Genomic DNA, 24,908 nt, shown 5'->3' with positions numbered 1-24,908 from the left:
CGACGGGGGCGGCGTCAGGGCGCCTTGCCGCGCGGGCTCAGTGCGCCTCCACCGTCACCGAGAACGAAAACCGGTCACCCCGGTACCGGATCTGCGCCACGTCGACCACCCGGCCGTCCTCGTCGTACGTGACGCCCGTGTAGTACAGGATCGGGCTCAGCAGCGGGACGCCCAGCAGCTCGGCGGTGGCCGGGTCGGCGAGGCGTGCCTCGACCGTGTCGGTGATCCGGGAGATCGGGACGCCGACCCGGTCGCGCAGCACCTTGGTCATCGGCCAGCGGTCGAGGTCGGCCGCGTCCAGGTCCGCCGCGACCTCGGGGTGCACCCAGTTCTGCGCCCAGTTGGTCGGCTCGCCGCTCGCCTCCTCGCACCGCAGCCGGCGGTAGCCGACGACCTCCGTGCAGCCCGGGAAGTGCTCGGCCACGTCGCCCGGCACCGGGACCGGGCCGTGGTCGAGCAATGTGGAGCGCTCGCCCGACTGCTGGGCCACGATCGCGTCGATCGAGCCGAGCAGCCGGACCGGCGAGCTCCGGCGGGCGCGCGGCTCGATGAACGTGCCGCGCCGCCGGTGCCGGCTGATCAGGCCCTCCGCCTCCAGCTCCTTCAGCGCCTGGCGCATGGTGAGGACGCTGACCCCGTAGTGCGCCGCGAGCTGCTCCTCGGTGGGCAGCCGGAGTGTGGCGTCCGGGGAGCGGCCGAGTATCGACGCCCGCAGCGACTGCGAGACCTGGTACCACAGCGGCAGCTTGCGGTTCAGGACCAGCGAGTCGGGCGCGAAGGCGGTGCCCCGGGGCGCGGGGGTGTTCTGAGCGGGCTGCGGCACCTGGTTCTCCTGCATGCGTCGTCGCCGGCCCGGGGGTCCGGTCACGGCCAGGGCCTGGTCACGGCCTGAAGTTGCGGCTCAGACCCTGCCATACGTCGTCGTAGCCCGGCTGCAGGTGGTCCGCCGTCGCCGCCTGCTCCGTCGCGACGACCGGCCAGCGGGTCTCGAACATGAAGGCGAGACCGTCGTCGATCTTCTGCGGCTTGAGCTCGGCGGCGCTCGCCCTGTCGAAGGTCTCCCGGTCCGGGCCGTGCGCCGACATCATGTTGTGCAGCGAGCCGCCGCCGGGTACGAAGCCGCCCTTTCCGGCCGTCTTCGCGTCGTACGCGCCGTCGATCAGGCCCATGTACTCGCTCATCACGTTGCGGTGGAAGTACGGCGGGCGGAAGGTGTCCTCGCCGACCAGCCAGCGCGGCGCGAACACCACGAAGTCGACCCCGGCCAGGCCCGGCGTGTCCGACGGCGAGGTCAGCACCGTGAAGATCGACGGGTCCGGGTGGTCGTAGCTGATCGAGCCGATGACGTTGAAGCGGTGCAGGTCGTAGACGTACGGGGTGTGGTTGCCGTGCCAGGCGACCACGTCGAGAGGGGAGTGGTCGTACGTCGCCGACCAGAGGTTGCCGCAGTACTTGTTGACCACCTCGACCGGTCGCTCCACGTCCTCGTACGCGGCGACCGGGGCCAGGAAGTCCCGCGCGTTGGCCAGGCCGTTGGCGCCGATCGGTCCCAGGTCCGGGAGGACGAAGGGGCGGCCGTAGTTCTCGCAGACGTACCCGCGGGCGGTCTCGTCGAGCAGCTCCACCCGGAAGCGGACACCGCGCGGGATCAGCGCGACATGGCCGGGCTCGGCGCGCAGCAGGCCGAGCTCGGTGCGCAGGAGGAGCCCGCCGTGCTGGGGGACGATCAGCAGCTCGCCGTCGCTGTCGCTGAACACCCGGTCCGTCATGGCCGCGTTGGCGCTGTACAGGTGTACGGCCATGCCGGTGCGCCGCGCCGCGTCGCCGTTGCCGCCCAGGGTCCAGAGGCCGGCCACGAAGTCCGTGCCGGGGGCGGGCTCCGGGAGCGGGTCCCAGCGCAGCCGGTTCGGGTCGGGCACGGTCTCGGTGAACGGGGCGGTGCGCAGCGCGCCGTTGTCCGTGCGGACGAACGGGGGATGGGCCGCCGAGGGGCGGATGCGGTACAGCCAGGTGCGGTGGTTGTGGGCGCGCGGCTCGGTGAACGCCGAACCGCTCAGCTGCTCCGCGTACAGCCCGAGCGGGGCGCGCTGCGGGGAGTTGCGCCCGTGCGGGAGCGCTCCCGGCACCGCCTCCGAGCTGTGCTGATTGCCGAAACCGGCGGAGTGCTCAAGCCCCTCCGCCGTCTTCCTCGCCTGCTCGATGCCGCCCATGTGCGCTCCCGTCCGAAGGAATCCTATGCACAACCGTAGGAATGGAAGCGTGGCGAGTCAACGGCATTCGTCGCGCAGAAGGGGTTCAAAAAGCTGAACAATGCTCTACTCTCCGCCACATGTCGTGGACACGAAGACTTCTGGTGGTCCTGGCGGCGCTCGCCGCCGCCCTCTGCGCGGCCCCGGCCGCCCAGGCGCACGAGGAACGGCCGGTCACCCTGCCCGACGGCACCGGCAGCGTCCCCGCGTACCGCACCGCGGAGCCCGATCTCCTGGTCTGCAAGACCGACCGGGCCGACTTCGAGCGCCGCGTCTCCGGCTTCCCCGAGGCCCTGAAGGCCAGGAACCTGAAGCTCTTCGAACGGTGCCGCACCTCCGGCTACCGCCACCTCCAGCAGGCGGTCGACGCCGTCGACGGGCCTGGGAAGAACATCGCGATCCTCCCCGGCCTGTACGAGGAGGAGCCCTCGCTGCCCGCGCCGGCGGGGGAGTGCGCCCACCTCAAGGCCCCCGACTCCAAGCTGGGCTACCAGATCCTCAGCTACGAGCAGCAGGCGAAGTGCCCGCACAACCAGAACCTGGTGGCGATCCTCGGCAAGAAGGACCTCCAGATCGAGGGCACCGGCGCGGCGCGCACGGACGTCGTCATCGACGCCAAGTACCGCAAGCTCAACGCGATCCGCTCGGACAAGTCCGACGGGACCTACTTCAAGAACTTCACCGCCCAGCGCACCACCTTCAACTCGCTCTACGTCCTGGCCCAGGACGGCTTCGTCATCGACGACGTGCTGACCCGCTGGAACGACGAGTACGGCTTCCTGACCTTCGCCAGCGACCACGGGCTGTACAAGAACTGCGAGTCCTACGGCAACGGCGACTCCGGCATCTACCCGGGCAGCGCCTCCGACATCAACGACGGCTACGGCTACGAGGTCCCGCGCTACTCGATCGAGATCACCGGCTGCCACAGCCACCACAGCATGGTCGGCTACTCCGGCACCGCCGGCGACTCCGTCTACGTCCACGACAACGAGTTCGACCACAACATGGGCGGCGCCTCGATGGACAGCGCCTTCCCCGGCCACCCCGGACTCCCGCAGAACCACGCCCGCTTCGAGCGCAACCTGATCCACGACAACAACGCCGACTACTACCGCTACGTCGCCGACGGCACCTGCGCCGAACCGCCCGCGGAGCGGGGTTACGAGGACGGCGTGGTCTGCCCCCAGATCTCCATGCCCCCGGGCACCGGCATCATCACCGCGGGCGGCAACTGGAACCTCTACGAGGACAACTGGATCTACGGGCAGGACCGCGCCGCCTTCTTCCTGAGCGCCGTCCCCGCCTTCATCCGCGGCGAGAACGCCCTCGGCAAGCAGACCGACACCTCGCACCACAACCGGTACGCCGGCAACCACCTCGGCAAGGACAAGAACGGCAAGGCCCGTCCCAACGGCACCGACGTCTGGTGGGACGGCCAGGGCGACGGCAACTGCTGGCAGTCCGACACCGGCGCCTCGACCCCGCGCTCCCTGCCCAGCTGCGGTGACGAACGGGGCGCGGTCTCCGGCTCCACCGACCGGATCGCCGGCGAACCCGTCAAGCTCGCCCAGCTGCTGGTCTGCGCCGACTACGACGTACGGGCCCGCAGGCTGCCGGCCGGCTGCGACTGGTACGGGGCACGCGGCATCGAACGCATCGAGGTGCAGGCCGCCCTGGGCATCGCCGTGGTCCTGGTGCTCGTCGGCGGGGTGCTCTGGTGGCGGCGGCTCCGCACCAGCAGGCTCGCCACGGTCGCGTCCGTCCTCGGACTCGTCGGCCTCGGCCTCGACGTCGCCGGATCGACCACGGGCCTCGCCGCCACCTATGTGCCCGCCCTCGCGCTGCTGCTCACCGGGCTCTGGTGGACCGGCATCGGCCTGGCGCTGCGCCCGGCGCGCCCGGTGTTCGGCTGGGTGACCGTGGTCCTGGGCGCGCTGACGCTCCTCGACGCGCTGGACAAGGGCGTGTTCATGATCCCGTGGATCCCGCTCAGCCCGGCCTGGGTACGCGGACTGCTCGGCCTGGTCTGGGTCGTCTGGGCCGTCGTGGCCGCCGCCCGCCACGGGGAGCGGGGCGCGGAGGGCGCCGGAGGCGCGGACCGGGACGGGGGCGGCGGCACGGAGGGCGCCGACGCACCGGGCCCCTCTGCGGAACCCGCGACCGCCGCCGCTTCCCCGCACACCGCTCCGGCCCCGGAAGGCGACCCCTCATGAACCGCGCACGCCCCGCCCGCGCCGCCCTCGCCCTGCTCACCGCGGCCGTCCTCGCCCTCGGCGCGGGCGCCTGCGGGGGCAGGCCCACCACCCACCACAAGCCCGGCACCAGCCACGCCGAGGACACCGGCAGCAACGGCCGCCTCCTGAAGGCCGACGACGGCGACGGCCACCGGCTCCGCCAGGTCGACGCCGACGGCGCGCCCGAGGTCGACCTCGCCGTCCGGCCCGACTCGGAGGACGGCTGGAACGTCCACCTCACCGTCCGCAACTTCCGCTTCACCCCGGACAGCGTGGGCGGAGGCGCGCTCGCCGGACGCGGCCACGCCCGGCTGTTCCTGGACGGCCACCCCCTCGCCCGGGTCTACGGCGCCTGGTTCCACCTGCCCGAATCGCTGCTGCGTACGGCCGGGGGCGGCACCCGGCTCACCGCCGGCCTGTACGCCGACGACCACACCGCCTGGGCCGTCGGCTCCGCCCCGGTCCGGGCCGCCGCCACGCTGACCGACGCCTCCGCGAGCGCCGACCCCGACGCCACCACGATCGATGTGGCCATCAAGGACGGCAAGGTCGCCCCCGCCCCCGGCCGCACCGAGATCGAGAAGGGCCGCACCGTGCGCCTGCGCGTCCGCAGCGACCGGGACGACGTCCTGCACGTCCACGGCTACGACAAGGAGGCGAAGCTGCCCGCCGGGCGGACCGTCACGGTCACCTTCACCGCCGACCGCGCCGGCCTCTTCGAGGTGGAGACCCATGAGTCGGACCTGCTGCTGACCCAGCTCGTCGTCCGGTGACGGGCACTCCCGCCCCCGGTGCCGTGCGCGTCCTCGCCCACGGCATCGGGGCCCAGCACGACCTGCCCCTCTCGCCGTTCTACGCGTTCGCCGGGGCCTTCGCCGCGCTCTTCGTCTCCTTCCTGGCGCTCGGCCTGCTCTGGTCCCACTCGCGGTTCAGGGGCGAGCGCGCGGGCCGCCCGCTGCCGGCCGCCGTCCAGCGCGTGGCCGACGCCCGCGCCACCCGGGTCACCGCCCGCGCGCTCGGCCTGGCCGCCGCGCTGTCCGTCGTGCTGTGGCTGCTCCTCGGGCCCGCCGACCCGGACCGCAACCCGGCGCCCGGCGCGGTCTACGTCCTCCTGTGGGTCGGTCTCGTCCCGGCGTCCCTGCTCCTCGGGCCCGTCTGGCGACTGCTCAACCCGCTGCGCACCCTGTACCTCCTCGGCTGCCGGGCGTCCGGGCGCGACCCGGGGACCGGCCGCCCCCTGCCCGTACGCCTCGGGATGCGGCCCGCCGCGGCCGGGCTCCTCGCGTTCACCTGGCTCGAACTCGTCGCCCCCGACCCCGCCTCGCCCACCGCCCTGCTGGTGTTCCTCGGCGGCTACGCGGCCGTCCACCTCACGGGTGCGGTGGTGTACGGCGCCCGCTGGTTCGACCACGCCGACGCCTTCGAGGTGTACTCCGGCCTCCTCGCCCGGCTCTCCCCTTTCGGCCGCCGCCCCGCCGACGGGCTCCTCGTCGTGCGCTCCCCGTTCAACGGGCTCGACGCGACGCCCCGGCTTCCCGGACTCGTCGCCACCGTCTGCGTGATGCTCGGCTCCACCGCGTACGACGGCTTCTCCGACGCGCCGCGCTGGATCACCACCGTGCAGACCTCCGCACTGGGCCGCACCACCACCGCCACCCTCGGACTCCTCGCCGCCGTCGCCCTCGTGGCCACCCTGTACGCGCTCTGCGCGGGCGCCACCCGGCTGGTGTGCGGCGGGCTGCCCCATCCGCTCACCGCGTTCGCCCACTCCCTGGTGCCCATCGCCCTCGGCTACCTCGTCGCGCACTACTTCACGCTCTTCGTCACCGAGGGCCCGCGCACCCTCGCGCAGGCATGCGGCGCCGACCGCCCCGCCGCGCCCGAACCGCCCCTGGGGTCCGGCGGCGTCGCCACCCTCCAGGTCTTCGCGATCGTCACCGGCCACGTCCTCGGGGTGATCGCCGCACACGACAGGTCCGTACGGCTCATGCCGCCCCGGCGCGCCGTCATCGGCCAGCTCCCGCTGCTCGTCCTGATGATCGCGTACACGGTGGGAGGCCTCGCCCTGCTCATCGCCTGACCCCCGCCATCCGCCCAGGAGGCCCACGGCATCATGGAAGGCGTGCCCTCAGCGAACACGAACCTCCGCCGCACCCCGGTGCAGCAGCGCAGCGCCGAACGCCTCGCCCGGATCCTCGACGCCTGCGCCGAACTCCTCGACGAGACCGGCTACGAGCAGCTGTCCACCCGGGCGGTGGCCGCACGCGCCGGGGTGCCCATCGGTTCCGTCTACCGCTTCTTCTCCAACAAGCGGTCCCTGGCCGACGCGTTGGCCCGCCGCAACCTCGACAGCTACGCCGAGCGCATCACCGCCCGCCTGACCGCCATCGAGCCGGCCGACTGGCGCGGCGCGATCGACGCCGTGCTCGACGAGTACCTGGCGATGAAGCGGTCCGTCCCCGGCTTCGCCCTCGTCGACTTCGGCGCCCCCGCACCCGACGAGGATCCGGCCGACGACGCCAACCAGCGGGTCGCGGGCCGGCTCACCGGACTCCTCGCAGGACAGCTCGGCCGGGACGCCGACGACGACCTGCTGCGCGCCATCCTGGTCTGCGTGGAAGCGGCCGACGCCCTGCTCAAACTCGCCTTCCGCGGCGACCCGTCCGGCGACGGCGCGATCGTCGACGAGACCCGCGAACTGATCCACGCCTACCTCGCCCGCAGGCTCGACTGAGCACCCGGAAGCTGTGAACCGCTCCCCGCCCTGCCCAACTTTGCGCGAGTCATTCCCTCACGGGGCGTAGTGGGCTAATTTCAGGCCACTGCTGCCGCTCCCCACCGCTCCACCAACATCCCTCCCGGGCGGAACACATGACTCGCGCCATTACTCTGAACAACGTCAGCAAGGCCTACGGACGGTCCTCGCGCGCCGTCGACCGCCTCTCGCTCTCCATCGACCCGGGCGAGTTCGTCGTCCTGCTCGGCCCCTCCGGCTGCGGCAAGTCGACCGTGCTCCGCATGATCGCCGGCCTGGAGGACACCACCGAGGGCGAGATCCTCCTCGACGGAGAACCGGCCAACCACCTCACCCCGCGCGAACGCGGGATGGCCATGGTCTTCCAGAACTTCGCGCTCTACCCGACCATGACCAACCGGGACAACATCGGCTTCCCGCTGAAGCTGGAGAACCCGCGCGCGGACCACAACGAGCGCATCGAGAACACGGCCAGGATGCTCGGGATCGAGCGCGTCCTGGACCGGCTCCCCGGCCAGCTCTCCGGCGGCGAGCGCCAGCGGGTCGCCATGGGGCGCGCGATCTCCCGCCAGCCATCCGCCTTCCTCATGGACGAGCCGCTCTCCAACCTCGACGCCAAGCTCCGCAACCACCTGCGCGCCGAGATATCCCAGCTCACCAAGGAACTCGGCGTCACCACGGTCTACGTGACCCACGACCAGGCCGAGGCCATGTCGCTGGGCCACCGGGTCGCCGTCATGCGCGGCGGCGTCCTCCAGCAGGTCAGCCCGCCGCGCGAGGTGTACGCGCTGCCGGAGAACGTGTTCGTCGCCGCGTTCATCGGAACGCCCCGGATCAACCTCATCCAGGCCGTCGTGCACGCGCCCCTGGAGGGCCGGATGTCGATCGACCTGGGCCGCCAGCGCCTCCCGCTGCCCGAACCGCTCAGCCCCGACCACCAGTTGCTGCGCATCCAGCAGGGCCGCCCGATCATCGTCGGGCTGCGCTCCGAGGCGGTCCGGATCGCCCCGCCCAGCCAGGCCCGCCCGGGCGAGGTCGCGCTCAGCGGCATCGTCGAGCACGTCGAGTACCAGGGCCACGAGGCGCTGGTCCACCTCAACACCGGCTCGCGGCCCGCCGTCGTCCCCGAGTTGGAGTCGGCCCGTCCCGACCGGGGCCCCGTGCGCAGGCGGCGCGGCGGCCAGGGCGGCAGCGGGGTGCTGGAGCGGATCAAGGAGCGCGCCACCTCCTACGTCGGCGGCTCGGTCGCCGTCCTGGAGGCGCCGGAGGCCGACGACCTGCCGCAGGGCGTGCACAGCCCGGACCGCCCCGCCGTCACCGCCAGCGATCTCGTCGTGCGGACCGGGCCCGACATGATGCTGCGCACCGGCGGCCAGGTGCCGCTGCTGGTCGACCTCGCGCACCTGTACGTCTTCGACCACCAGGGCCGCCGCATCTGCCCGCTGCCGAAGGACGTCCCCGGCCTGGACATGTAGACGGGAAGCCCGGCACGTGACGGGGGTCTCTGGCGTCTGAAAACTAACAGCGCTAGTTTGGGATCCGGACGACCCCGTCCGTCACCGTGCCCGGGAGGAACAGCGATGAAGGCCCACGACGGTATGTACATCGGCGGCGCATGGCGGCCCGCCGCGGGAACGGACACGATCGCGGTCGTGAACCCGGCCGACGAGCAGGTCGTCGGCCACGTCCCGGCCGGCACCGCCGAGGACGTCGACGCCGCGGTACGGGCCGCGCGCGCCGCCTTCCCCGGCTGGGCCGCCACCCCGCCCGCGGAGCGCGCCGCCCGCATCGCCGCGCTCCGCGACGTGCTGGGAACCCGTGCGGAGGAGATCGCCGAGACGGTCACCGCCGAGCTGGGCGCCCCGCTCAAGCTGTCGCAGACGGTGCACGCGGGCCTCCCGGTCATGGTCGCCGGGACGTACGCCGAGCTCGCCGCCACGTACGCCTTCGAGGAGCGGCACGGCAACTCCACGGTGTTCCTGGAGCCTGTCGGCGTCGTCGGCGCGATCACCCCCTGGAACTACCCGCTGCACCAGATCGTCGCCAAGGTGGCCCCCGCGCTGGCCGCCGGCTGCACGGTCGTCCTCAAGCCCGCCGAGGACACCCCGCTGACCGCCCAGCTCTTCGCCGAGGCCGTCGCGGAGGCCGGGCTGCCCGCGGGCGTGTTCAACCTGGTCACCGGCCTCGGCCCGGTCGCCGGACAGGCCCTCGCCGCGCACGAGGACGTCGACCTGGTCTCCTTCACCGGCTCCACCGCGGTCGGCCGGCGGATCGGCGCCACGGCCGGCGGCGCGGTCAAGCGCGTCGCGCTGGAACTCGGCGGCAAGTCCGCCAACGTCATCCTTCCCGGCGCCGACCTCGCCAAGGCGGTCAACGTGGGCGTCGCCAACGTGATGTCCAACTCCGGCCAGACGTGCAGCGCCTGGACCCGGATGCTGGTCGACGCGGAGCGGTACGAGGAGGCCGTGGCGCTCGCAGCGGCGGCCGTCGCCAAGTACGTGCCGGGCGAGCGCGTCGGCCCGCTCGTCAACGCCAAGCAGCAGGCCCGGGTGCGCGGCTACATCGAGAAGGGCGTCGAGGAGGGCGCCCGCCTCGTCGCCGGCGGCCCCGAGGCCCCGCTGCCCACCGGCTACTACGTCAGCCCCACCGTCTTCGCCGACGTCACCCCGGAGATGACCATCGCCCAGGAGGAGATCTTCGGCCCGGTCGTCTCGATCCTGAAGTACGAGGACGAGGACGACGCGCTGCGCATCGCCAACGGCACGGTCTACGGGCTCGCGGGCGCGGTCTGGGCCGCCGACGACGAGACGGCCGTGGCCTTCGCCCGCCGGATGGACACCGGCCAGGTCGACATCAACGGCGGCCGCTTCAACCCGCTGGCGCCCTTCGGCGGCTACAAGCAGTCCGGCGTCGGCCGCGAACTCGGCGCGCACGGCCTCGCCGAGTACCTCCAGACCAAGTCCCTCCAGTTCTAGGGGGCGTCTTGCCCATCGATCAGCGATCAGCAAGGAGCCAGTCCGTGGTCCGCGCCGCCGTACTGTCCGCCGTCGGAGCTCCGCTGGAGATCACCGACATCGTCCTGCCGGAGCCCGGCCCCGGCCAGGTGTGCGTCCGCCTCGCCGCCGCCGGGGTCTGCCACTCCGACCTCTCGCTGTCCAACGGCACGATGCGGGTCCCCGTCCCCGCCGTCCTCGGCCACGAGGGCGCCGGCACCGTCGTCTCGGTCGGCGAGGGCGTCACCCATGTCGCCCCGGGCGACGGCGTCGTCCTCAACTGGGCGCCCTCCTGCGGCAGCTGCCACCACTGCGGCATCGGCGAGGTCTGGCTCTGTGTGAACGCCCTGGCGGGCGCGGCGAACGTGCACGCCCGCACCGCCGACGGCACCGAGCTGCATCCCGGGCTGAACGTGGCCGCCTTCGCCGAGGAGACCGTCGTCGCCGGGAACTGCGTGCTGCCCGCCCCGGACGGCGTCCCGCTCACCGACGCGGCGCTCCTCGGCTGCGCGGTGCTCACCGGGTACGGCGCGGTCCACCACAGCGCCCGGGTCCGCGCGGGGGAGTCCGTCGTGGTCTTCGGTATCGGCGGCGTCGGGCTCGCCGTGCTCCAGGCCGCCCGGATCGCCGGTGCCTCGAAGGTCATCGCGGTGGACGTGTCCCCGGAGAAGGAGGAGCTGGCCCGCCGGGCGGGCGCCACCGACTACGTCATCGCCTCGGACACCACCCCGCGCGACATCCGCAAACTCACCGGCGGGCAGGGCGCGGACGTGGCCGTCGAGTGCGTGGGCCGGGCCGCCACCATTCGCGCCGCCTGGGAGTCCACCCGACGGGGCGGCCGCACCACGGTCGTCGGCATCGGTGGCAAGGACCAGCAGGTCACCTTCAACGCCCTGGAGATCTTCCACTGGGGCCGCACGCTGACCGGCTGCGTCTACGGCAACAGCGACCCGGCCCGCGACCTGCCGGTGCTGGCCGGTCACATCGGGGCGGGGAGCTTCGACCTCTCCATGATGGTCACCGAGCGGATCGGCCTGGACGGCATCCCGGCCGCCTTCGACAACATGATCGCGGGCAAGGGCGGCCGGGCCCTCGTGGTCTTCTAGCCGCCCGGACGAAGGTGGGCGGGCCCCAGCTGCGCGTACTGCAGTTCGAGCCCGTCCACCAGCGCCCGCAGCCCGGTCTCAAAGGCGCCCTCGTCCACCTGCTGGCGCCGCTCGGCCAGCAGGTGCGCCTGGCCCAGGTGCGGGTAGTCGGCGGGGTCGTAGGCCGTCTCGTCGTCCACGAACCCCCGGGCGAAGGAGCCGAGCGCCGAGCCGGTGATGAAGTAGCGCATCAGCGCCCCGATGTACGTGGCCTGGGCCGGCGGCCACCCCGCCCGCACCATCGCCCCGAACACCGCGTCCGCGACCCGCAGCCCGGCCGGGCGGCGGCCGGGGCCCTGGGCGAGCACCGGGACGATGTGCGGGTGCGCGGCGAGCGCCGCACGGTAGGAGACCGCCCAGTCGTGCAGGGCGGCCCGCCAGTCACGGGGATCGGACTCCTCGAACATCGACAGGTCGACCTGCGCGGAGACGGCGTCGGCGACCGCGTCCAGGATCTCGTCCTTGTTCCGGAAGTGGTTGTAGAGCGAGGGCCCGCTGACCCCCAGTTCCGCCGCCAGGCGGCGGGTCGACACGGCGTCGAGCCCCTCGGCGTCCACGAGGGCGCTCGCCGTCTCGACGATGCGTTCTCTGCTCAGGAGGGGCTTGCGCGGGCGGGCCATGCGGCACATAGTAGGCCCTGCAACGTGAAAACTAGCAGTGCTAATTAAGAGGGAGGGAGCGGCCGATGAACCTGGAACTCAGCGAGGAGCAGGAAGCCGTCAGGCAGCTCGCCAAGGACTTCGTCGCCCGCGACGTCGCCCCGTACGCCGTCGAGTGGGACCGGTCCGAGAACGTCGACAAGTCGATCGTGAAGAAGCTGGGCGCGCTCGGTTTCCTCGGCCTCACCGTTCCGGAGGAGTACGGCGGCTCGGGCGGTGACCACCTCGCGTACTGCCTGGTGACCGAGGAGCTGGGCCGGGGCGACTCCTCGGTGCGCGGCATCGTCTCGGTCTCCCTCGGCCTGGTCGCCAAGACCGTCGCCGCCTGGGGTGACGAGGAGCAGAAGCGGCAGTGGCTGCCCCGGCTGACCTCGGGCGACGCCGTCGGCTGCTTCGGGCTGACCGAGCCCGGCACCGGCTCGGACGCGGGCAGCCTGACGACCAGGGCCGTGCGGGACGGCGCGGACTACGTCATCAACGGCAGCAAGATGTTCATCACCAACGGCACCTGGGCCGATGTGGTGCTGCTCTTCGCCCGCACCAACGACACCCCCGGCCACAAGGGCATCTCCGCCTTCCTGGTCCCCGCCGACACCCCCGGCCTCACCCGCCGCACCATCCACGGCAAGCTCGGCCTGCGCGGCCAGGCCACCGCCGAACTGGTCCTGGAGGACGTCCGCGTACCCGCCGCCGCCCTGATGGGCCCCGAGGGAAAGGGCTTCTCCATCGCCATGTCCGCCCTGGCCAAGGGGCGGATGTCGGTGGCGGCCGGCTGCGTCGGCATCGCCCAGGCGGCCCTGGACGCGGCCGTTGGATACGCGGGCGAGCGCGAGCAGTTCGGCAAGGCCATCGCGGGCTACCAGCTCGTCCAGGAGCTCATCAGTGACATCTCCGTGGACGTCGAGGCCGCCCGCCTGCTGACCTGGCGCGTCGCCGACCTCGTCGACCGCGGCCAGGACTTCGCCACCGCCGCGTCCCGGGCCAAGCTGTTCGCCTCCGAGGCCGCGGTCCGGGCCGCCAACAACGCCCTCCAGGTCTTCGGCGGCTACGGCTACATCGACGAGTACCCGGTCGGCAAGCTGCTGCGCGACGCCCGCGTGATGACGCTCTACGAGGGCACCAGCCAGATCCAGAAGCTGATCATCGGCCGCGCCCTGACCGGGGTGTCCGCGTTCTGAGTACCGTCTGAGTACCTGTACGGATGTGGCGTGGGTCATACCGCCGGATGCTGGGCGCCATGAGTGAGACGACACCGGTCAAACACCAGAACACCGCCGCCTACTACGGGCAGGCCGTCGCGTCCTTCGGGATCGCGATGGGCGCGGTGACCCTCGGGATCTACTTCCTCGACGCCGATGCCTGGGTGCGCGCTTTCCTCGCCATCGGCGTCCTCTACCTCGTCACGTCCTGCTTCACGCTGGCCAAGGTCATCCGGGACAAGCAGGAGGCGGGCCAGCTGGTCAGCCGGGTCGACCAGGCCCGGCTGGAGAAGATCCTCGCCGAGCACGACCCGTTCCAGAAGCTCTGACCGTACCCGCGAAAGTTTCCCTAAGCGCTTGCTCAGGATCGGGGTATGGTGTTCGTCCTGCTGACTGAGAGGGGCGAGCGACGATGAGCACGGCGCAGGAGACCGACGCCGAGGACCCGCCGTGGGCCGAGGTGACGCCCGAGGCCGCCCGGCGGCTCCTCGTCGCGGCGGTCGACGCCTTCGCCGAGCGCGGGTACCACGCGACCACCACCCGGGACATCGCGGGCCGCGCCGGAATGAGCCCCGCCGCGCTCTACATCCACTACAAGACGAAGGAAGAGCTGCTCCACCGGATCAGCCGGATCGGCCACGACCGGGCCCTGGCCCTGCTGGAGTCGGCCGCCGACGGCGGGGGCACGGCCGCCGAGCGGCTCGCCTCCGCCGTGCGGTCCTTCGTCCGCTGGCACGCCGAACGCCACACCACCGCCCGCGTGGTGCAGTACGAGCTCGACGCGCTCGGCGAGGAGCACCGCACCGAGATCATCGCGCTGCGCCGCAGGACCGACGCGGTGGTGCGCCGGATCATCGGCGAGGGCGTCGCCTCCGGCGAGTTCGACGTGCTGGACGTGCCGGGCACCACCCTCGCGGTGCTGTCGCTCTGCATCGACGTGGCGCGGTGGTTCAACGCGCAGGGCAGCCGGACGCCCGACGAGGTCGGCGAGCTGTACGCCGGTCTGGTGCTGCGGATGGTCGGCGCCGAGCGCTGAGCACGGGCGCGCCCCCGGCCCCTTCGCGGGGCCGGGGGCGTTCGCGTACGCGCGTACGGGCGGCGGGCTCAGAAGTAGTAGCGCGACACCGACTCCGCGACGCAGGCCGGCTTGTCGCCGTCCTCGCGCTCGACCGTCACGACGGCGGTGATCTGCACGCCGCCGCCGGCCTCCTCGACGCTCTTCAGGACGGCGGTCGCCCGCAGCCGCGACCCGACGGGCACGGGGGAGGGGAAACGGACCTTGTTGGTGCCGTAGTTGATGCCCATCTTCGCGCCCTCGACCGCCATCACCTGCGGTACGAGCACCGGCAGCAGCGACAGCGTCAGATAGCCGTGCGCGATGGTCCTCCCGAACGGGCCGGCCGCCGCCTTCTCCGGGTCCACGTGGATCCACTGGTGGTCACCGGTGGCGTCGGCGAACAGGCCGATCCGCTTCTGGTCGACCTCCAGCCAGTCGCTGTACCCCAGCTGCTCGCCCACGCCGTCCCGCAGCTCCTGCGCGGAGTTGAAGATCCTCGGCTCAGCCATGTCCCTGCTCCCTGCCTTCCGCTCTGCCGACCATCCGTCGCGCACTGTCTAAGCGCTTGCTCAGCATGGTTGGCGCGTGCGTTCCTGTCAACGACGGACCGGCGGGGGGCGGGCCACGTAGGCTTCGACGGGTGCCCCAGATCCCGCAGACACTTCATGAACTCACGGTCGGCCAGCTCTCCGCACGCAGCGGCGCCGCCGTGTCGGCCCTGCACTTCTACGAGGCCAAGGGCCTGATCGGCAGCCGCCGCACCAGCGGGAACCAGCGCCGCTACAGCCGGGACGCCTTGCGCCGGGTCGCCTTCGTCCGCGCCGCCCAGCGGGTGGGCATCCCGCTGGCCACGATCCGCGAGGCGCTGGCCGAACTCCCCGAGGAGCGCACACCGAACCGCGACGACTGGGCGCGGCTCTCGCATGCCTGGCGCTCCGAACTGGACGACCGGATCACGCAGCTGGGCCGGCTCCGCGACCACCTCACCGACTGCATCGGCTGCGGCTGCCTCTCGCTGGAGACCTGCGTCCTGTCCAACCCGGACGACATCAACGGCGAGAAGATCACCGGCTCGCGCCTGATGCCGGAACGCCGTGCGGCAAACCGCGCACCGGCGAGCCGCAAGCCGGCGGAGGACGCCGAGGACTGCTGCTGACCGGCGTGTGTCGGGCGGCCCGCGCGGCGGGCCGCTCGTGTGTCAGGCCGCCGAGGCCAGGTGGCCGGCCCGGTCGCTGCGGGCCCTCGCCAGGGCCGCCGGGGTGAGCGCCGGCTGCGGCACCACGATCCCGCACCCCGTGCACACCGGCCCCGACCACGGCTCGCTGTCCAGGTCGTGCCGCCAGGTGATCCGGGTCCGGGCGCACACCGGGCAGCCGGCGCCCGGCTCCGCCTCCAGGGCCGAGATCAGCCGGGCCAGCACCTCGGCGAGCGGCGCCGAGGGGTGCACCGCCGGGTCGTCGCAGCGGGCGACCCCGTTGCCGCCCCAGGTGCGCCGGTGCCAGTCGTCGAAGGCGCCCGGCCGGCGCAGCCCCCGGTGCTTCTCCCGCCTGCGGCGCTCCGCGAACCCCGCCTCGTAACCGAGCCAGACCGTGCGGGCCCGCTCCAGCTCCTCCAGGGCCCGCACCAGCCGCACCGGGTCCGGGGCCCGGTCCTCGGGTGCTATGCCGTGCCGTGCGCACAGATGGTCCCAGGTCGCCCGGTGCCCGTAAGGGGCGAAGCGCTCCAGGCACTTGCGCAGCGAGTGCCGCCGCAGTGCCAGATCGCTCCTCGGGTCGCGGACCTGTCTCGCCAGACTCCGGAAACCGGCCATTGCACCGCCACCTCCGTCGCTCGTACTCCGTCGCCCGTACTTCGGCGTCAGGGGATGGACGTACGACTGCCCGGATCGGCTCCATCCAAAGGCCCGGATGTCCGATGGGTGAGACAGCGCACAGAATCCGTCGGCATGTGGTGATTCGGAAAAGGTGACCGATGTTCACCTTACCGGCCGGTTATACCGCCGGTAACCTGCCGCGCATCGGCCTCTCGGAGGAGTACGCATGCCCCCACGCACCCGTATGACCGCCCGCACCGGTACCACCAGAGCCGCCGCGCTCGCCGCCGCCCTCGCCCTGGGCACGTCCCTGCTCGCCGCCGCGCCGCACGCGGGCGCCGCCGAGGCGGAACCCGTCCCCGACTACTGCCAGGGGCAGTGTGACGACATCCTGCCGCCCGGCGAGAACGGCAACGCCACCCTCGTCGAAATCCTCGGCAACAAGGCGTTCGGCACCCACCCCGCGCACAGCGACGACCAGCTCGACCGCTACAACGGCCTGGTCGCCGGGCACACGGGGCTCACCGACCAGAAGCTCACCGACTTCTTCAACGACGCCTCCTTCGGCGTACCGAAGGACCAGGTGGAGTCCGTCACCTCGCCCCGCGACGACGTCACCATCACCCGCGACAAGTCCTCCGGCGTCCCGCACATCAAGGGCACCACCCGCTACGGCACCGAGTTCGGCGCCGGGTACGCCGCAGGTCAGGACCGGCTCTGGCTGATGGACCTCTTCCGGCACATCGGGCGCGGCGAGCTGACCTCGTTCGCGGGCGGGGCCCTCGCCAACCAGGGCCTGGAGCAGCAGTTCTGGCCGCAGGCCCCGTACACCGAGGCTGATCTGGAGGCCCAGGTCGAGTACATCAGGACCCATGAGGGGGCCAGGGGCGAACAGGCCATGGCGGACGCGCAGGCGTACATCGACGGCATCAACGCCTACCGCAAGAAGTCGAAGGACGGCCGCTACTTCCCCGGCGAGTACGTCCTGACCGGCAAGATCGACGCCATCACGAACATAGGCGAGATCCAGCCGTTCAAGCTGACCGACCTGATCTCCATCGCCTCGGTAGTCGGCGGCCAGTTCGGCGGCGGGGGCGGCGGCGAGGTGCAAGCGGCCCTGTCACTGCTGTCCGCCCAGCAGAAGTACGGTGTCGCCGAGGGCACCAAGGTCTGGGAGTCGTTCCGCCAGCGCAACGACCCGGAGGCCGTGCTCACCATCCACGACGGCACCTCCTTCCCGTACGCCAACAAGCCCGCCAAGGCTGTCGGCACCGCCCTCCCGGACCCGGGCTCGGTGACCGCCGAACCGCTCATTCACGACCGCACCGGCTCCGCGGGCACCGGGGTGAAGGCGCCCGTCAAGGCTCCGGCGACGCTCAAGAAGGCGCAGGGCATCTTCGACGACGGTGTCATCCCGGAGGGCTCGCTGCCCGGCTCCGGCTCCGGCGCCCAGAAGCGCGGGATGTCCAACGCCCTGGTGGTGTCCGGCAAGAGCTCCGCGAGCGGGCACCCGATCGCCGTGTTCGGGCCGCAGACCGGCTACTTCGCGCCGCAGCTGATGATGCTCCAGGAGCTCCAGGGCCCCGGCATCAGCGCCCGCGGCGTCTCCTTCGCCGGCGTCGGCATGTACATCCAGATGGGGCGCGGCCAGGACTACGCCTGGAGCGCCACCTCGGCCGGCCAGGACATCACCGACACGTACGCCATCGACCTGTGCGAGCCCGACGGCTCGGCGCCCACCAAGGACTCCACGCACTACCTCTACCGGGGCGCCTGCACCGCGATGGAGAAGATGGAGAAGTCCAACTCCTGGAAGCCGACCGTCGCCGACTCCACCGCCAAGGGCTCCTACCGGATGCAGGTGTGGCGCACGGACTACGGCATCGTCACCCACCGCGCCACGGTGGCCGGCAAGCCCGTCGCGTATACCTCGCTGCGCTCCACCTACCGCCACGAGGCCGACTCCATCATCGGCTTCCAGATGCTCAACGACCCGGCGTACGTCACCGACGCGGCCTCCTTCCAGCAGGCGGCGAGCAACATCGACTACGCCTTCAACTGGTTCTACGCCGACTCCCGCACCGCCGCCTACTACAACAGCGGCATGAACCCGGTGCGCCCGTCCGGCGTCGACCCGGCGCTGCCGATCAGGGCCGGGAAGGCGTACGAGTGGCAGGGCTACGACCCGGCGGCCAACACCGCCGCGTACACCCCGTTCGCCGAGCACCCGCACTCCAGCGGGCAGGACTACTACATCTCCTGGAACAACAAGCAGGCCGAGGGGTACGCCGCTTCGGGCTTCGGGCTCAGCGCGGTGCACCGGGGCGACCTGCTGGACGACCGGGTCTCGAAGCTCGTCGACGAGGGCGGCGTGACCCGCGCCTCGCTGACCCGCGCGATGGCGGACGCGGCCCTCACCGACCTGCGCGGCGAGCAGCTGCTGCCCGAGCTGCTGAAGGTCGTCCGCTCCCAGCCGGTCACCGACCCGGACCTGAACGCGGTGGTCCAGCAGCTGGACTCCTGGCGCGCGTCGGGCGCCCAGCGCAAGGAGAGCAGCCCCGGCTCGCACACGTACACCCACGCCGACGCGGTACGGATCATGGACGCGTGGTGGCCGAAGCTCATCGAGGCGGAGTTCCGGCCCGGTCTCGGAGACGACCTGTACGGGGCGCTCACCGCGAACCTCGCCACCGACGAGTCCCCGGCCGCCAGCCACGGACCGAGCGGGGCGCACAGCGGTTCGGCCTTCCAGTACGGCTGGTGGGGCTTCGCCGACAAGGACCTGCGCCAGGTGCTCGGGCAGCCGGTCAAGGGCCCGCTGGCCAAGTCCTACTGCGGAGGCGGCGACCTGAGCGCCTGCCGTACGGCGCTGCTGTCCTCGCTCAAGGAGGCGGCGGCGGTACCGGCGACCGAGGTCTACCCGGGCGACGACAACTGCGAGGCCGGCGACCAGTGGTGCACGGACTCGATCATCCACCGCGCGCTCGGCGGAATCGCCCAGAAGTCCATCCACTGGCAGAACCGCCCGACGTACCAGCAGGTGGTGGAGTTCCCGTCACACCGCTGAACCATCCCAGCCCGTCCGGCGTTTGAGGACGGAACCGGTTCGCCGGGCGGGCCCGCGCGCACAGGCAACACGCGCGCGGGCCCGCCCGCCCACTCACCGGTACTGCAGATACCGCTTCCGCACACCCCGGAACGCCGCGAGGTCATCCGCCCACCCGCCGACGACCTCGTCCACATCCGCCCCCGCATCGATCATCGTGCGCACCCGCGTGTTGCCGGTCAGCTTGTCGATCCAGTTGTCCGACCGCCACGCGAACCCGCTCCACGTCCGCTTCGCGGTGACCAGCAGCGCGATCCCCGTGCGCACCGGGTCGAAGAGCTCGCGGTCCTGGACGTGCAGCTGCACCCCGCCCACGGTCCTGCCCTGGAACTTGGAGAACGTCGGCGCGAAGTACGCCTCGCGGAACGCCACTCCGGGCAGCTCCAGCGCGTTGGCCGCGTCCGCCCAGCGGTGGTCGATGCCCTCCGCGCCCAGCAGCTCGAACGGGCGGGTCGTGCCGCGCCCCTCGGACAGGTTCGTCCCCTCGAACAGGCAGGTGCCGGAGTAGACGAGCGCCGTGTCGGGTGTCGGCATGTTGGGACTCGGCGGCACCCACGGCAGCCCGGTCCCGTCGAAGAAGTCCGAGCGCGACCAGCCCGACATCTTCACGATCTCCAGCTCGGCCGGGCGGTCCTTCAGGAACTCCCCGTTGAACAGCAGCGCCAGCTCGGTGACCGTCATGCCGTGCGCCTGGGAGATCTCCCGGCGGCCCACGAACGTGCCGAACGCCGGGTCGAGCACGGGCCCGAGCGCCGCCCGCCCCGACACCGGGTTCGGCCGGTCCAGCACAACGAACCGCTTGCCCGCGAGCGCCGCCGCCTCCATGCAGTCGTACAGCGTCCAGATGTACGTGTAGAAGCGGGCGCCGGCGTCCTGGATGTCGAAGACGATCGTGTCCACGCCGGACGCGGTGAAGACGTCCGCGAGGGCCTGACCGCTCTTCAGGTACGTGTCGTAGACCGGCAGCCCGGTCGCCGGGTCGTCGTAGCGGCCCTCCGAGCCGCCCGCCTGCGCGGTGCCCCGGAAGCCGTGCTCGGGGCCGAAGACGGCGGTGAGGTCCACCCGGCCGTCCGGGTGCATCACATCCACGATGTGCCGGACGTCGGAGGTGATCCCGGTCGGGTTGGTGACGACGCCGACCCGCTGCCCCTTCAGCAGGGCGTAGCCGTCCGCCGCCAGCCGGTCGAAGCCGGTGCGGACCCGCCGCCCGCCCCCGTCACCGTGCCCGTGACCCTTGCCGTGCGACGTGCCGGCGGCCGCGGGGCCGGCCGAGGCCGCCGTGGCCGCGAGGGCTCCCATCGCACCTCCGGCGGTCAGCAAACCACGCCTGGACAGGCTCATTCGGCTACCTCCAAGATCGCGACGAGTGTCATGGTCACGCACGCTAGCGCGCGGAGAGGCCCGGGGGAACGTGTCGGACGGGGCCGCCGCGCCCGGAGTGGCCGATGAGACGGGCCCACCCCTTCCCTCACGACATACCGACTGGTTAGTCTGCCCGTGCAGCCGGCTGAGAGGTGCGAGAGCGATGAGTACGGTGCAGGGCGCGGGCGTGGTGGTCACCGGGGCCGGAGGCGGCATCGGAGCCGCCCTCGCCCGCAGATTCGCCGCCGAGGGCGCACGGGTCGTCGTCAACGACCTCGACGAGTCCCGGATCAAGGCGCTCGCCGAGGAGACCGGCGCGATCGCGGTCGCCGGGGACGCCTCCCGGATCGTGGACGCGGCCCGGGACGCGCTGGAGGGCACCATCGACGTGTACTGCGCCAACGCGGGCCTCGCCTCGCCGGGCGACCCGATGGCCGACGAGGAGGTCTGGGCCGCGGCCTGGGACGTCAATGTGATGGCCCACGTCCGGGCGGCCCGCGCGCTGCTCCCGGACTGGCTGGAGCGCGGCAGCGGCCGGTTCGTCTCCACGGCGTCCGCCGCCGGGCTGCTGACCATGATCGGCGCCGCCCCGTACAGCGTTACCAAGCACGGCGCGGTCGCCTTCGCCGAGTGGCTGTCGCTGACCTACCGGCACCGTGGCGTGAAGGTCCACGCGATCTGCCCGCAGGGCGTGCGTACGGACATGCTCACCGCCGCCGGATCTGCCGGCGAGCTCGTCCTCGCGCCCGGTGCCATCGAGCCCGAGGCCGTCGCGGACGCCCTGTTCGACGCCATGGCGAACGACCGCTTCCTGGTCCTGCCGCACCCCGAGGTCGGCCGCTACTACGAAGCCAGGGCCGCCGACACCGACCGCTGGATCCGCGGCATGAACCGCCTCCAGCGCACCTGGGAGGAGACCGGCGCATGACCGAGTCCATCTACGCGGCGAAGCCCTGGCTCCCGCTGCTCAGCGAGGCCCAGCGGGCCCCCGTTCACCCCGCCGAGACCCTGGTGCACGCCTTCCGCGAGTCCGCCGGCCGCACCCCGGACCACCCGGCGCTCGCCTACTTCGACGGCCGCCTCACCTACCGCGCGACGGACGAGCTCTCCGACTCCGTGGCCGGCCACCTCGCCGCCCGGGGCCTGGAGCGCGGCGACCGGGTCGCGATCATGCTCCAGAACTCCCCGCAGTTCGTCCTCGCGCTCCTCGGCGCCTGGAAGGCCGGCGCCACCGTCGTCCCGCTCAACCCGATGTACAAGTCCGCCGAGGTGGGCCACGTACTCAAGGACGCCCGGGTCACCGCGCTCATCTGCTCGGACCGGGCCTGGGAGGCGTACCTCCGGGACACCGCCGCCGCCTCGCCCGGGGTCCGGATCGCGCTCACCGCCTGCGAGCTGGACCTCCAGACGAAGAGCGACGAGCGGGTGCTGAACTTCGAGCGGCTGCCCGCCGCCGGGGACGCCGACGACCTGGTCGCCGTCGCCCGCCAGGGCCTCGCCGCCCCGGCGGGCCGGGACCTCACCGCCGCCGACACCGCGCTGATCAGCTACACCTCCGGGACCAGCGGCACCCCCAAGGGCGCCCTGAACTCCCACGGCAACATCATGGTCAACGCCGAACGCCAGCGCACCGGCCACCCCGTCCCCGAGGGCGCCGCCTACTTCGCGCTCGCCCCGCTCTTCCACATCACCGGCATGGTCTGCCAGCTGGCCGCCTGCCTCACCAACGCGGGCACCCTGGTCCTCGCCTACCGCTTCCACCCCGGCGTCGTCCTCGACGCCTTCGCCGAGCACCGGCCCGCGTACACCGTCGGCCCCTCCACCGCCTTCATGGCCCTGGCCGCGACGCCCGGCGTGACGCCCGAGCACTTCGCGTCGTTCCAGGTCATCTCCTCCGGCGGGGCGCCGCTGCCGCCCGCGCTCGTGGAGCAGTTCCGGTCCGGCTTCGGCCCGTACATACGCAACGGCTACGGCCTCACCGAGTGCACCGCCCCCTGCGCCTCCGTACCCCCGGAGCGCGAGGCGCCCGTCGACCCGGTCTCCGGCACCCTCTCGGTCGGCGTGCCCGGCCCGGACACCGTCGTCCGCATCCTGGACGAGAACGGTGCGGAGGTGCCCTTCGGGGAGCAGGGCGAGATCGCGGTGCGCGGCCCGCAGGTCGTCTCCGGCTACTGGGGACTGCCCGAGGCCACCGCCGCCGCCTTCCCCGACGGCGAGCTGCGCACCGGCGACATCGGGTTCATGGACCGCGAGGGCTGGCTCTACGTCGTCGACCGCAAGAAGGACATGATCAACGCCTCCGGCTTCAAGGTCTGGCCCCGCGAGGTGGAGGACGTCCTCTACACGCACCCGGCCGTCCGCGAGGCCGCCGTCGTGGGCGTGCCCGACGCCTACCGGGGCGAGACCGTCCGGGCCTACGTCAGCCTGCGGCCCGGCGCGTCCGTGGAGCCGGACGAGCTGGGCGCGTACTGCAAGGAACGGCTCGCCGCGTACAAGTACCCGCGCGAGGTCGAGATCCTGGCCGAGCTGCCCAAGACGGCAAGTGGGAAGATCCTCAGGCGGGAACTGCGTTCCCCCCGGTAGTACAGGCATACGTATGGAAGGAAGGCGGCGGCTATGGCCAAGGAGACGGACGGGAACGGCACCCCCGTCCCCCAGCGGTTGCTGGCCGCCGCCACGAGGCTCTTCGCCGAGCAGGGCTACGACCGCACCTCGGTCCAGGAGATCGTCGAGGCGGCCGGCGTCACCAAGGGGGCGCTGTACCACTACTTCGGTTCCAAGGAGGACCTGCTCCAGGAGGTGTACGCCCGCGTGCTGCGCCTCCAGCAGGAGCGGCTCGACGCCTTCGCGAACGCCGAGGCGCCCATCGAGCAGCGGCTGCGCGACGCGGCGGCGGACGTGGTCGTCACCACCATCGACAACCTCGACGACGCCTCGATCTTCTTCCGCTCCATGCACCACCTGAGCCCCGAGAAGAACAAGCAGGTACGGGGCGAGCGGCGGCGCTACCACGAGCGCTTCCGCGCCCTGGTCGAGGAGGGCCAGCGCAGCGGGGTGTTCTCCACGGCCACCCCGGCGGACCTCATCGTCGACTACCACTTCGGGTCGGTCCACCACCTGTCGACCTGGTACCGCCCGGACGGCCCCCTCACCCCGCAGGAGGTCGCCGACCACCTGGCCGACCTGCTGCTGCGGGCGCTCAGACCGTAGCGAAGGCGGGCTCCTCGCCGCACAGCTGCCCGAGCAGCGCCTCCGCCGCCGGGTTGCGCGGCCGGGGCGCCCGGCCCACCAGAAGCACCGTCCGGCCCGGCTCCGGCTGCCGGATGGTCACGCACGGCAGCCCCGCGTCCTCGCCGATCCGGCGCGGCACGATCGCCACCCCGATGCCCGCCCGGACGAGGTCGACCAGCAGCCGGATCTGCGTGACGTCACAGGTGATCCGGCGCTCCAGACCGCAGTGCGCGGCCAGCCGGCGCACCGCCGTCTCCAGGCCCGTGCCCGCGCGGAAGTCCACGAACGGCTCGTCGGCGAGGTCCTTGATCAGGGTGCGCCCGGCCGTCGCGAGGGGGTGCCCGGGCGCGGTGATCAGCACCAGGTCCTCGTGCCAGGTCGCGAACGCGGTGAGCCCCTCGGGCAGCGCGGCGGCGTCCGGCGCCAGGAAGGCGAGGTCCAGCTCCCCGGCACGCACCCCCGCCACCAGCTCCGGTGTGGTCGCCTCGCGCAGCGAGATCTGCACCCCGGGCCACAGCCCGTGGAACGCGGCCAGTTCGGCGGCCAGGTCCACGCAGGTCAGCGTCTGGATCGTGCCCACGCGTACTCGCCCGGTGGCCAGCCCCGACACGGCCGCCACCGCGTCCCGCGCGGCGTCCGTCCCCGCGAGCACCGTGCGCGCGGCGGGCAGCAGCGCCCGGCCCGCCTCGGTGAGGACCACCCGGCGGCCGGTGCGGTCGAACAGCTCGGCGCCCAGCTCCCGTTCGAGGTTGCGCACGGACGTGCTGAGCGCGGACTGCACGATCAGTTCGGCGCGGGCGGCGGCGGTGAAACTGCCGTGCGTGACCACCGCCGTGAAGTGGCGGAGCTGGCGAATCTCCATGCATCTACGTTATCGATGGGTGGCAGCGAATCCATCTGTTGGACCGCCTCACGGACCGGGGTCAAGCTGGATTCATGGCGCACATCCAGAGCTCCACCCGCATCCCCGCCCTGTGGGCCGTCGCGTACGGCCCCCACCGTCCGGTCCCGGTCCGGCTGCTGGCCCGCACCCTGCTGCGGGTACGGGCCTTCGCCCGCGAACTGGCCCTGGCCGATCACGTGCCGTACGGCGGTTATTGAA

The 24,908-nt window shown here is 72.4% G+C and carries 23 protein-coding genes; 16 read left to right on the top strand and 7 right to left on the bottom strand.

Annotated elements, in window-relative coordinates:
* Positions 1–37: 37 nt before the first annotated feature.
* Both OG242_RS05295 and hmgA read right to left on the bottom strand, forming a co-directional pair.
* Positions 38–838 carry a GntR family transcriptional regulator gene (locus OG242_RS05295; protein ID WP_405901510.1) on the bottom strand — a complete coding sequence of 267 codons (801 nt, stop codon included), beginning with the start codon at positions 836–838 and terminating at the stop codon, positions 38–40.
* A gap of 43 nt (positions 839–881) precedes the next feature.
* Positions 882–2,210, bottom strand: coding sequence for a homogentisate 1,2-dioxygenase (gene hmgA, locus OG242_RS05290; protein WP_405897031.1), 1,329 nt, complete (start codon positions 2,208–2,210; stop codon positions 882–884).
* A gap of 119 nt (positions 2,211–2,329) precedes the next feature.
* Between hmgA and OG242_RS05285 the strand changes: the two genes are divergently transcribed.
* The 7 genes from OG242_RS05285 (at position 2,330) to OG242_RS05255 (ending at position 11,340) form a co-directional block, all read left to right on the top strand.
* Positions 2,330–4,465: a hypothetical protein gene (locus tag OG242_RS05285; protein WP_405897030.1), complete on the top strand. Its 2,136-nt coding sequence runs from the start codon at positions 2,330–2,332 to the stop codon at positions 4,463–4,465.
* A complete protein-coding gene (locus OG242_RS05280) occupies positions 4,462–5,259 on the top strand; it encodes a hypothetical protein (RefSeq protein ID WP_405897029.1) in 798 nt (265 codons plus the stop codon). Before OG242_RS05285 ends, OG242_RS05280 begins: the two co-directional genes overlap by 4 nt.
* On the top strand, positions 5,256–6,566 hold the full coding sequence (locus OG242_RS05275; protein ID WP_405897028.1) for a hypothetical protein: 1,311 nt from the start codon (positions 5,256–5,258) through the stop codon (positions 6,564–6,566). Before OG242_RS05280 ends, OG242_RS05275 begins: the two co-directional genes overlap by 4 nt.
* 33 nt (positions 6,567–6,599) lie before the next feature.
* On the top strand, positions 6,600–7,220 hold the full coding sequence (locus OG242_RS05270; RefSeq protein ID WP_405897027.1) for a TetR family transcriptional regulator: 621 nt from the start codon (positions 6,600–6,602) through the stop codon (positions 7,218–7,220).
* A gap of 137 nt (positions 7,221–7,357) precedes the next feature.
* Positions 7,358–8,716 carry an ABC transporter ATP-binding protein gene (locus tag OG242_RS05265; RefSeq protein WP_405897026.1) on the top strand — a complete coding sequence of 453 codons (1,359 nt, stop codon included), beginning with the start codon at positions 7,358–7,360 and terminating at the stop codon, positions 8,714–8,716.
* Positions 8,717–8,821: 105 nt separating this feature from the next.
* Positions 8,822–10,216: an aldehyde dehydrogenase family protein gene (locus OG242_RS05260; protein WP_405897025.1), complete on the top strand. Its 1,395-nt coding sequence runs from the start codon at positions 8,822–8,824 to the stop codon at positions 10,214–10,216.
* A gap of 44 nt (positions 10,217–10,260) precedes the next feature.
* A complete protein-coding gene (locus OG242_RS05255; protein ID WP_405897024.1) occupies positions 10,261–11,340 on the top strand; it encodes a Zn-dependent alcohol dehydrogenase in 1,080 nt (359 codons plus the stop codon).
* Here OG242_RS05255 and OG242_RS05250 read toward each other — a convergent pair.
* Positions 11,337–11,999, bottom strand: coding sequence for a TetR/AcrR family transcriptional regulator (locus OG242_RS05250; RefSeq protein WP_405897023.1), 663 nt, complete (start codon positions 11,997–11,999; stop codon positions 11,337–11,339). The two genes, OG242_RS05255 and OG242_RS05250, sit on opposite strands and share 4 nt — an antisense overlap.
* A 65-nt stretch (positions 12,000–12,064) precedes the next feature.
* On the opposite strand from OG242_RS05250, the gene OG242_RS05245 reads away from it, so the two are divergent.
* From OG242_RS05245 to OG242_RS05235, 3 genes are all read left to right on the top strand, one after another.
* Entirely contained in the window at positions 12,065–13,216 is a 1,152-nt protein-coding gene (locus tag OG242_RS05245) for an acyl-CoA dehydrogenase family protein (RefSeq protein WP_405897022.1), read from the top strand.
* Between the two features lie 59 nt (positions 13,217–13,275).
* On the top strand, positions 13,276–13,566 hold the full coding sequence (locus tag OG242_RS05240; RefSeq protein ID WP_405897021.1) for a YiaA/YiaB family inner membrane protein: 291 nt from the start codon (positions 13,276–13,278) through the stop codon (positions 13,564–13,566).
* 83 nt (positions 13,567–13,649) lie between these two features.
* On the top strand, positions 13,650–14,273 hold the full coding sequence (locus tag OG242_RS05235) for a TetR/AcrR family transcriptional regulator (RefSeq protein ID WP_405897020.1): 624 nt from the start codon (positions 13,650–13,652) through the stop codon (positions 14,271–14,273).
* 68 nt (positions 14,274–14,341) lie between these two features.
* On the opposite strand, the gene OG242_RS05230 is transcribed toward OG242_RS05235, so the two are convergent.
* Positions 14,342–14,803 carry a MaoC family dehydratase gene (locus tag OG242_RS05230; RefSeq protein ID WP_405897019.1) on the bottom strand — a complete coding sequence of 154 codons (462 nt, stop codon included), beginning with the start codon at positions 14,801–14,803 and terminating at the stop codon, positions 14,342–14,344.
* Positions 14,804–14,934: 131 nt separating this feature from the next.
* On the opposite strand from OG242_RS05230, the gene soxR reads away from it, so the two are divergent.
* Positions 14,935–15,450 (top strand): redox-sensitive transcriptional activator SoxR, encoded by a 516-nt coding sequence (gene soxR / locus OG242_RS05225; protein WP_405897018.1) that lies wholly within the window; start codon positions 14,935–14,937, stop codon positions 15,448–15,450.
* Positions 15,451–15,492: 42 nt separating this feature from the next.
* On the opposite strand, the gene OG242_RS05220 is transcribed toward soxR, so the two are convergent.
* A complete protein-coding gene (locus OG242_RS05220; protein ID WP_405897017.1) occupies positions 15,493–16,104 on the bottom strand; it encodes a hypothetical protein in 612 nt (203 codons plus the stop codon).
* A gap of 229 nt (positions 16,105–16,333) precedes the next feature.
* On the opposite strand from OG242_RS05220, the gene OG242_RS05215 reads away from it, so the two are divergent.
* Positions 16,334–19,174 carry a penicillin acylase family protein gene (locus tag OG242_RS05215; RefSeq protein ID WP_405897016.1) on the top strand — a complete coding sequence of 947 codons (2,841 nt, stop codon included), beginning with the start codon at positions 16,334–16,336 and terminating at the stop codon, positions 19,172–19,174.
* A 93-nt stretch (positions 19,175–19,267) separates the two neighbouring features.
* Here OG242_RS05215 and OG242_RS05210 read toward each other — a convergent pair whose 3' ends face one another.
* Positions 19,268–20,554 (bottom strand): exo-beta-N-acetylmuramidase NamZ domain-containing protein, encoded by a 1,287-nt coding sequence (locus OG242_RS05210; RefSeq protein WP_405897015.1) that lies wholly within the window; start codon positions 20,552–20,554, stop codon positions 19,268–19,270.
* Between the two features lie 184 nt (positions 20,555–20,738).
* On the opposite strand from OG242_RS05210, the gene OG242_RS05205 reads away from it, so the two are divergent.
* The 3 genes from OG242_RS05205 to OG242_RS05195 are packed head-to-tail and all read left to right on the top strand — an operon-like array spanning position 20,739 to position 23,785.
* Complete coding sequence (locus tag OG242_RS05205; protein WP_405897014.1) at positions 20,739–21,503, top strand: SDR family oxidoreductase; 765 nt, start codon at positions 20,739–20,741, stop codon at positions 21,501–21,503.
* Positions 21,500–23,158, top strand: a complete 1,659-nt coding sequence (locus OG242_RS05200) for a class I adenylate-forming enzyme family protein (protein ID WP_405897013.1) — start codon at positions 21,500–21,502, stop codon at positions 23,156–23,158. Before OG242_RS05205 ends, OG242_RS05200 begins: the two co-directional genes overlap by 4 nt.
* Before the next feature lie 33 nt (positions 23,159–23,191).
* Positions 23,192–23,785, top strand: a complete 594-nt coding sequence (locus OG242_RS05195; RefSeq protein ID WP_093709537.1) for a TetR/AcrR family transcriptional regulator — start codon at positions 23,192–23,194, stop codon at positions 23,783–23,785.
* On the opposite strand, the gene OG242_RS05190 is transcribed toward OG242_RS05195, so the two are convergent.
* Complete coding sequence (locus tag OG242_RS05190) at positions 23,775–24,668, bottom strand: LysR family transcriptional regulator (RefSeq protein WP_405897012.1); 894 nt, start codon at positions 24,666–24,668, stop codon at positions 23,775–23,777. The genes OG242_RS05195 and OG242_RS05190 overlap by 11 nt on opposite strands.
* A gap of 74 nt (positions 24,669–24,742) precedes the next feature.
* Here OG242_RS05190 and OG242_RS05185 point away from each other — a divergent pair, with 74 nt between their 5' ends.
* Complete coding sequence (locus OG242_RS05185) at positions 24,743–24,907, top strand: hypothetical protein (RefSeq protein WP_165946236.1); 165 nt, start codon at positions 24,743–24,745, stop codon at positions 24,905–24,907.
* Position 24,908 lies beyond the last annotated feature (1 nt).

The organism is Streptomyces sp. NBC_00727, from assembly GCF_045161745.1.
Lineage (GTDB): Bacteria > Actinomycetota > Actinomycetes > Streptomycetales > Streptomycetaceae > Streptomyces.
Note: the sequence above shows the minus strand (reverse complement) of the source record. Positions and strands in the feature narration are given on the sequence as shown.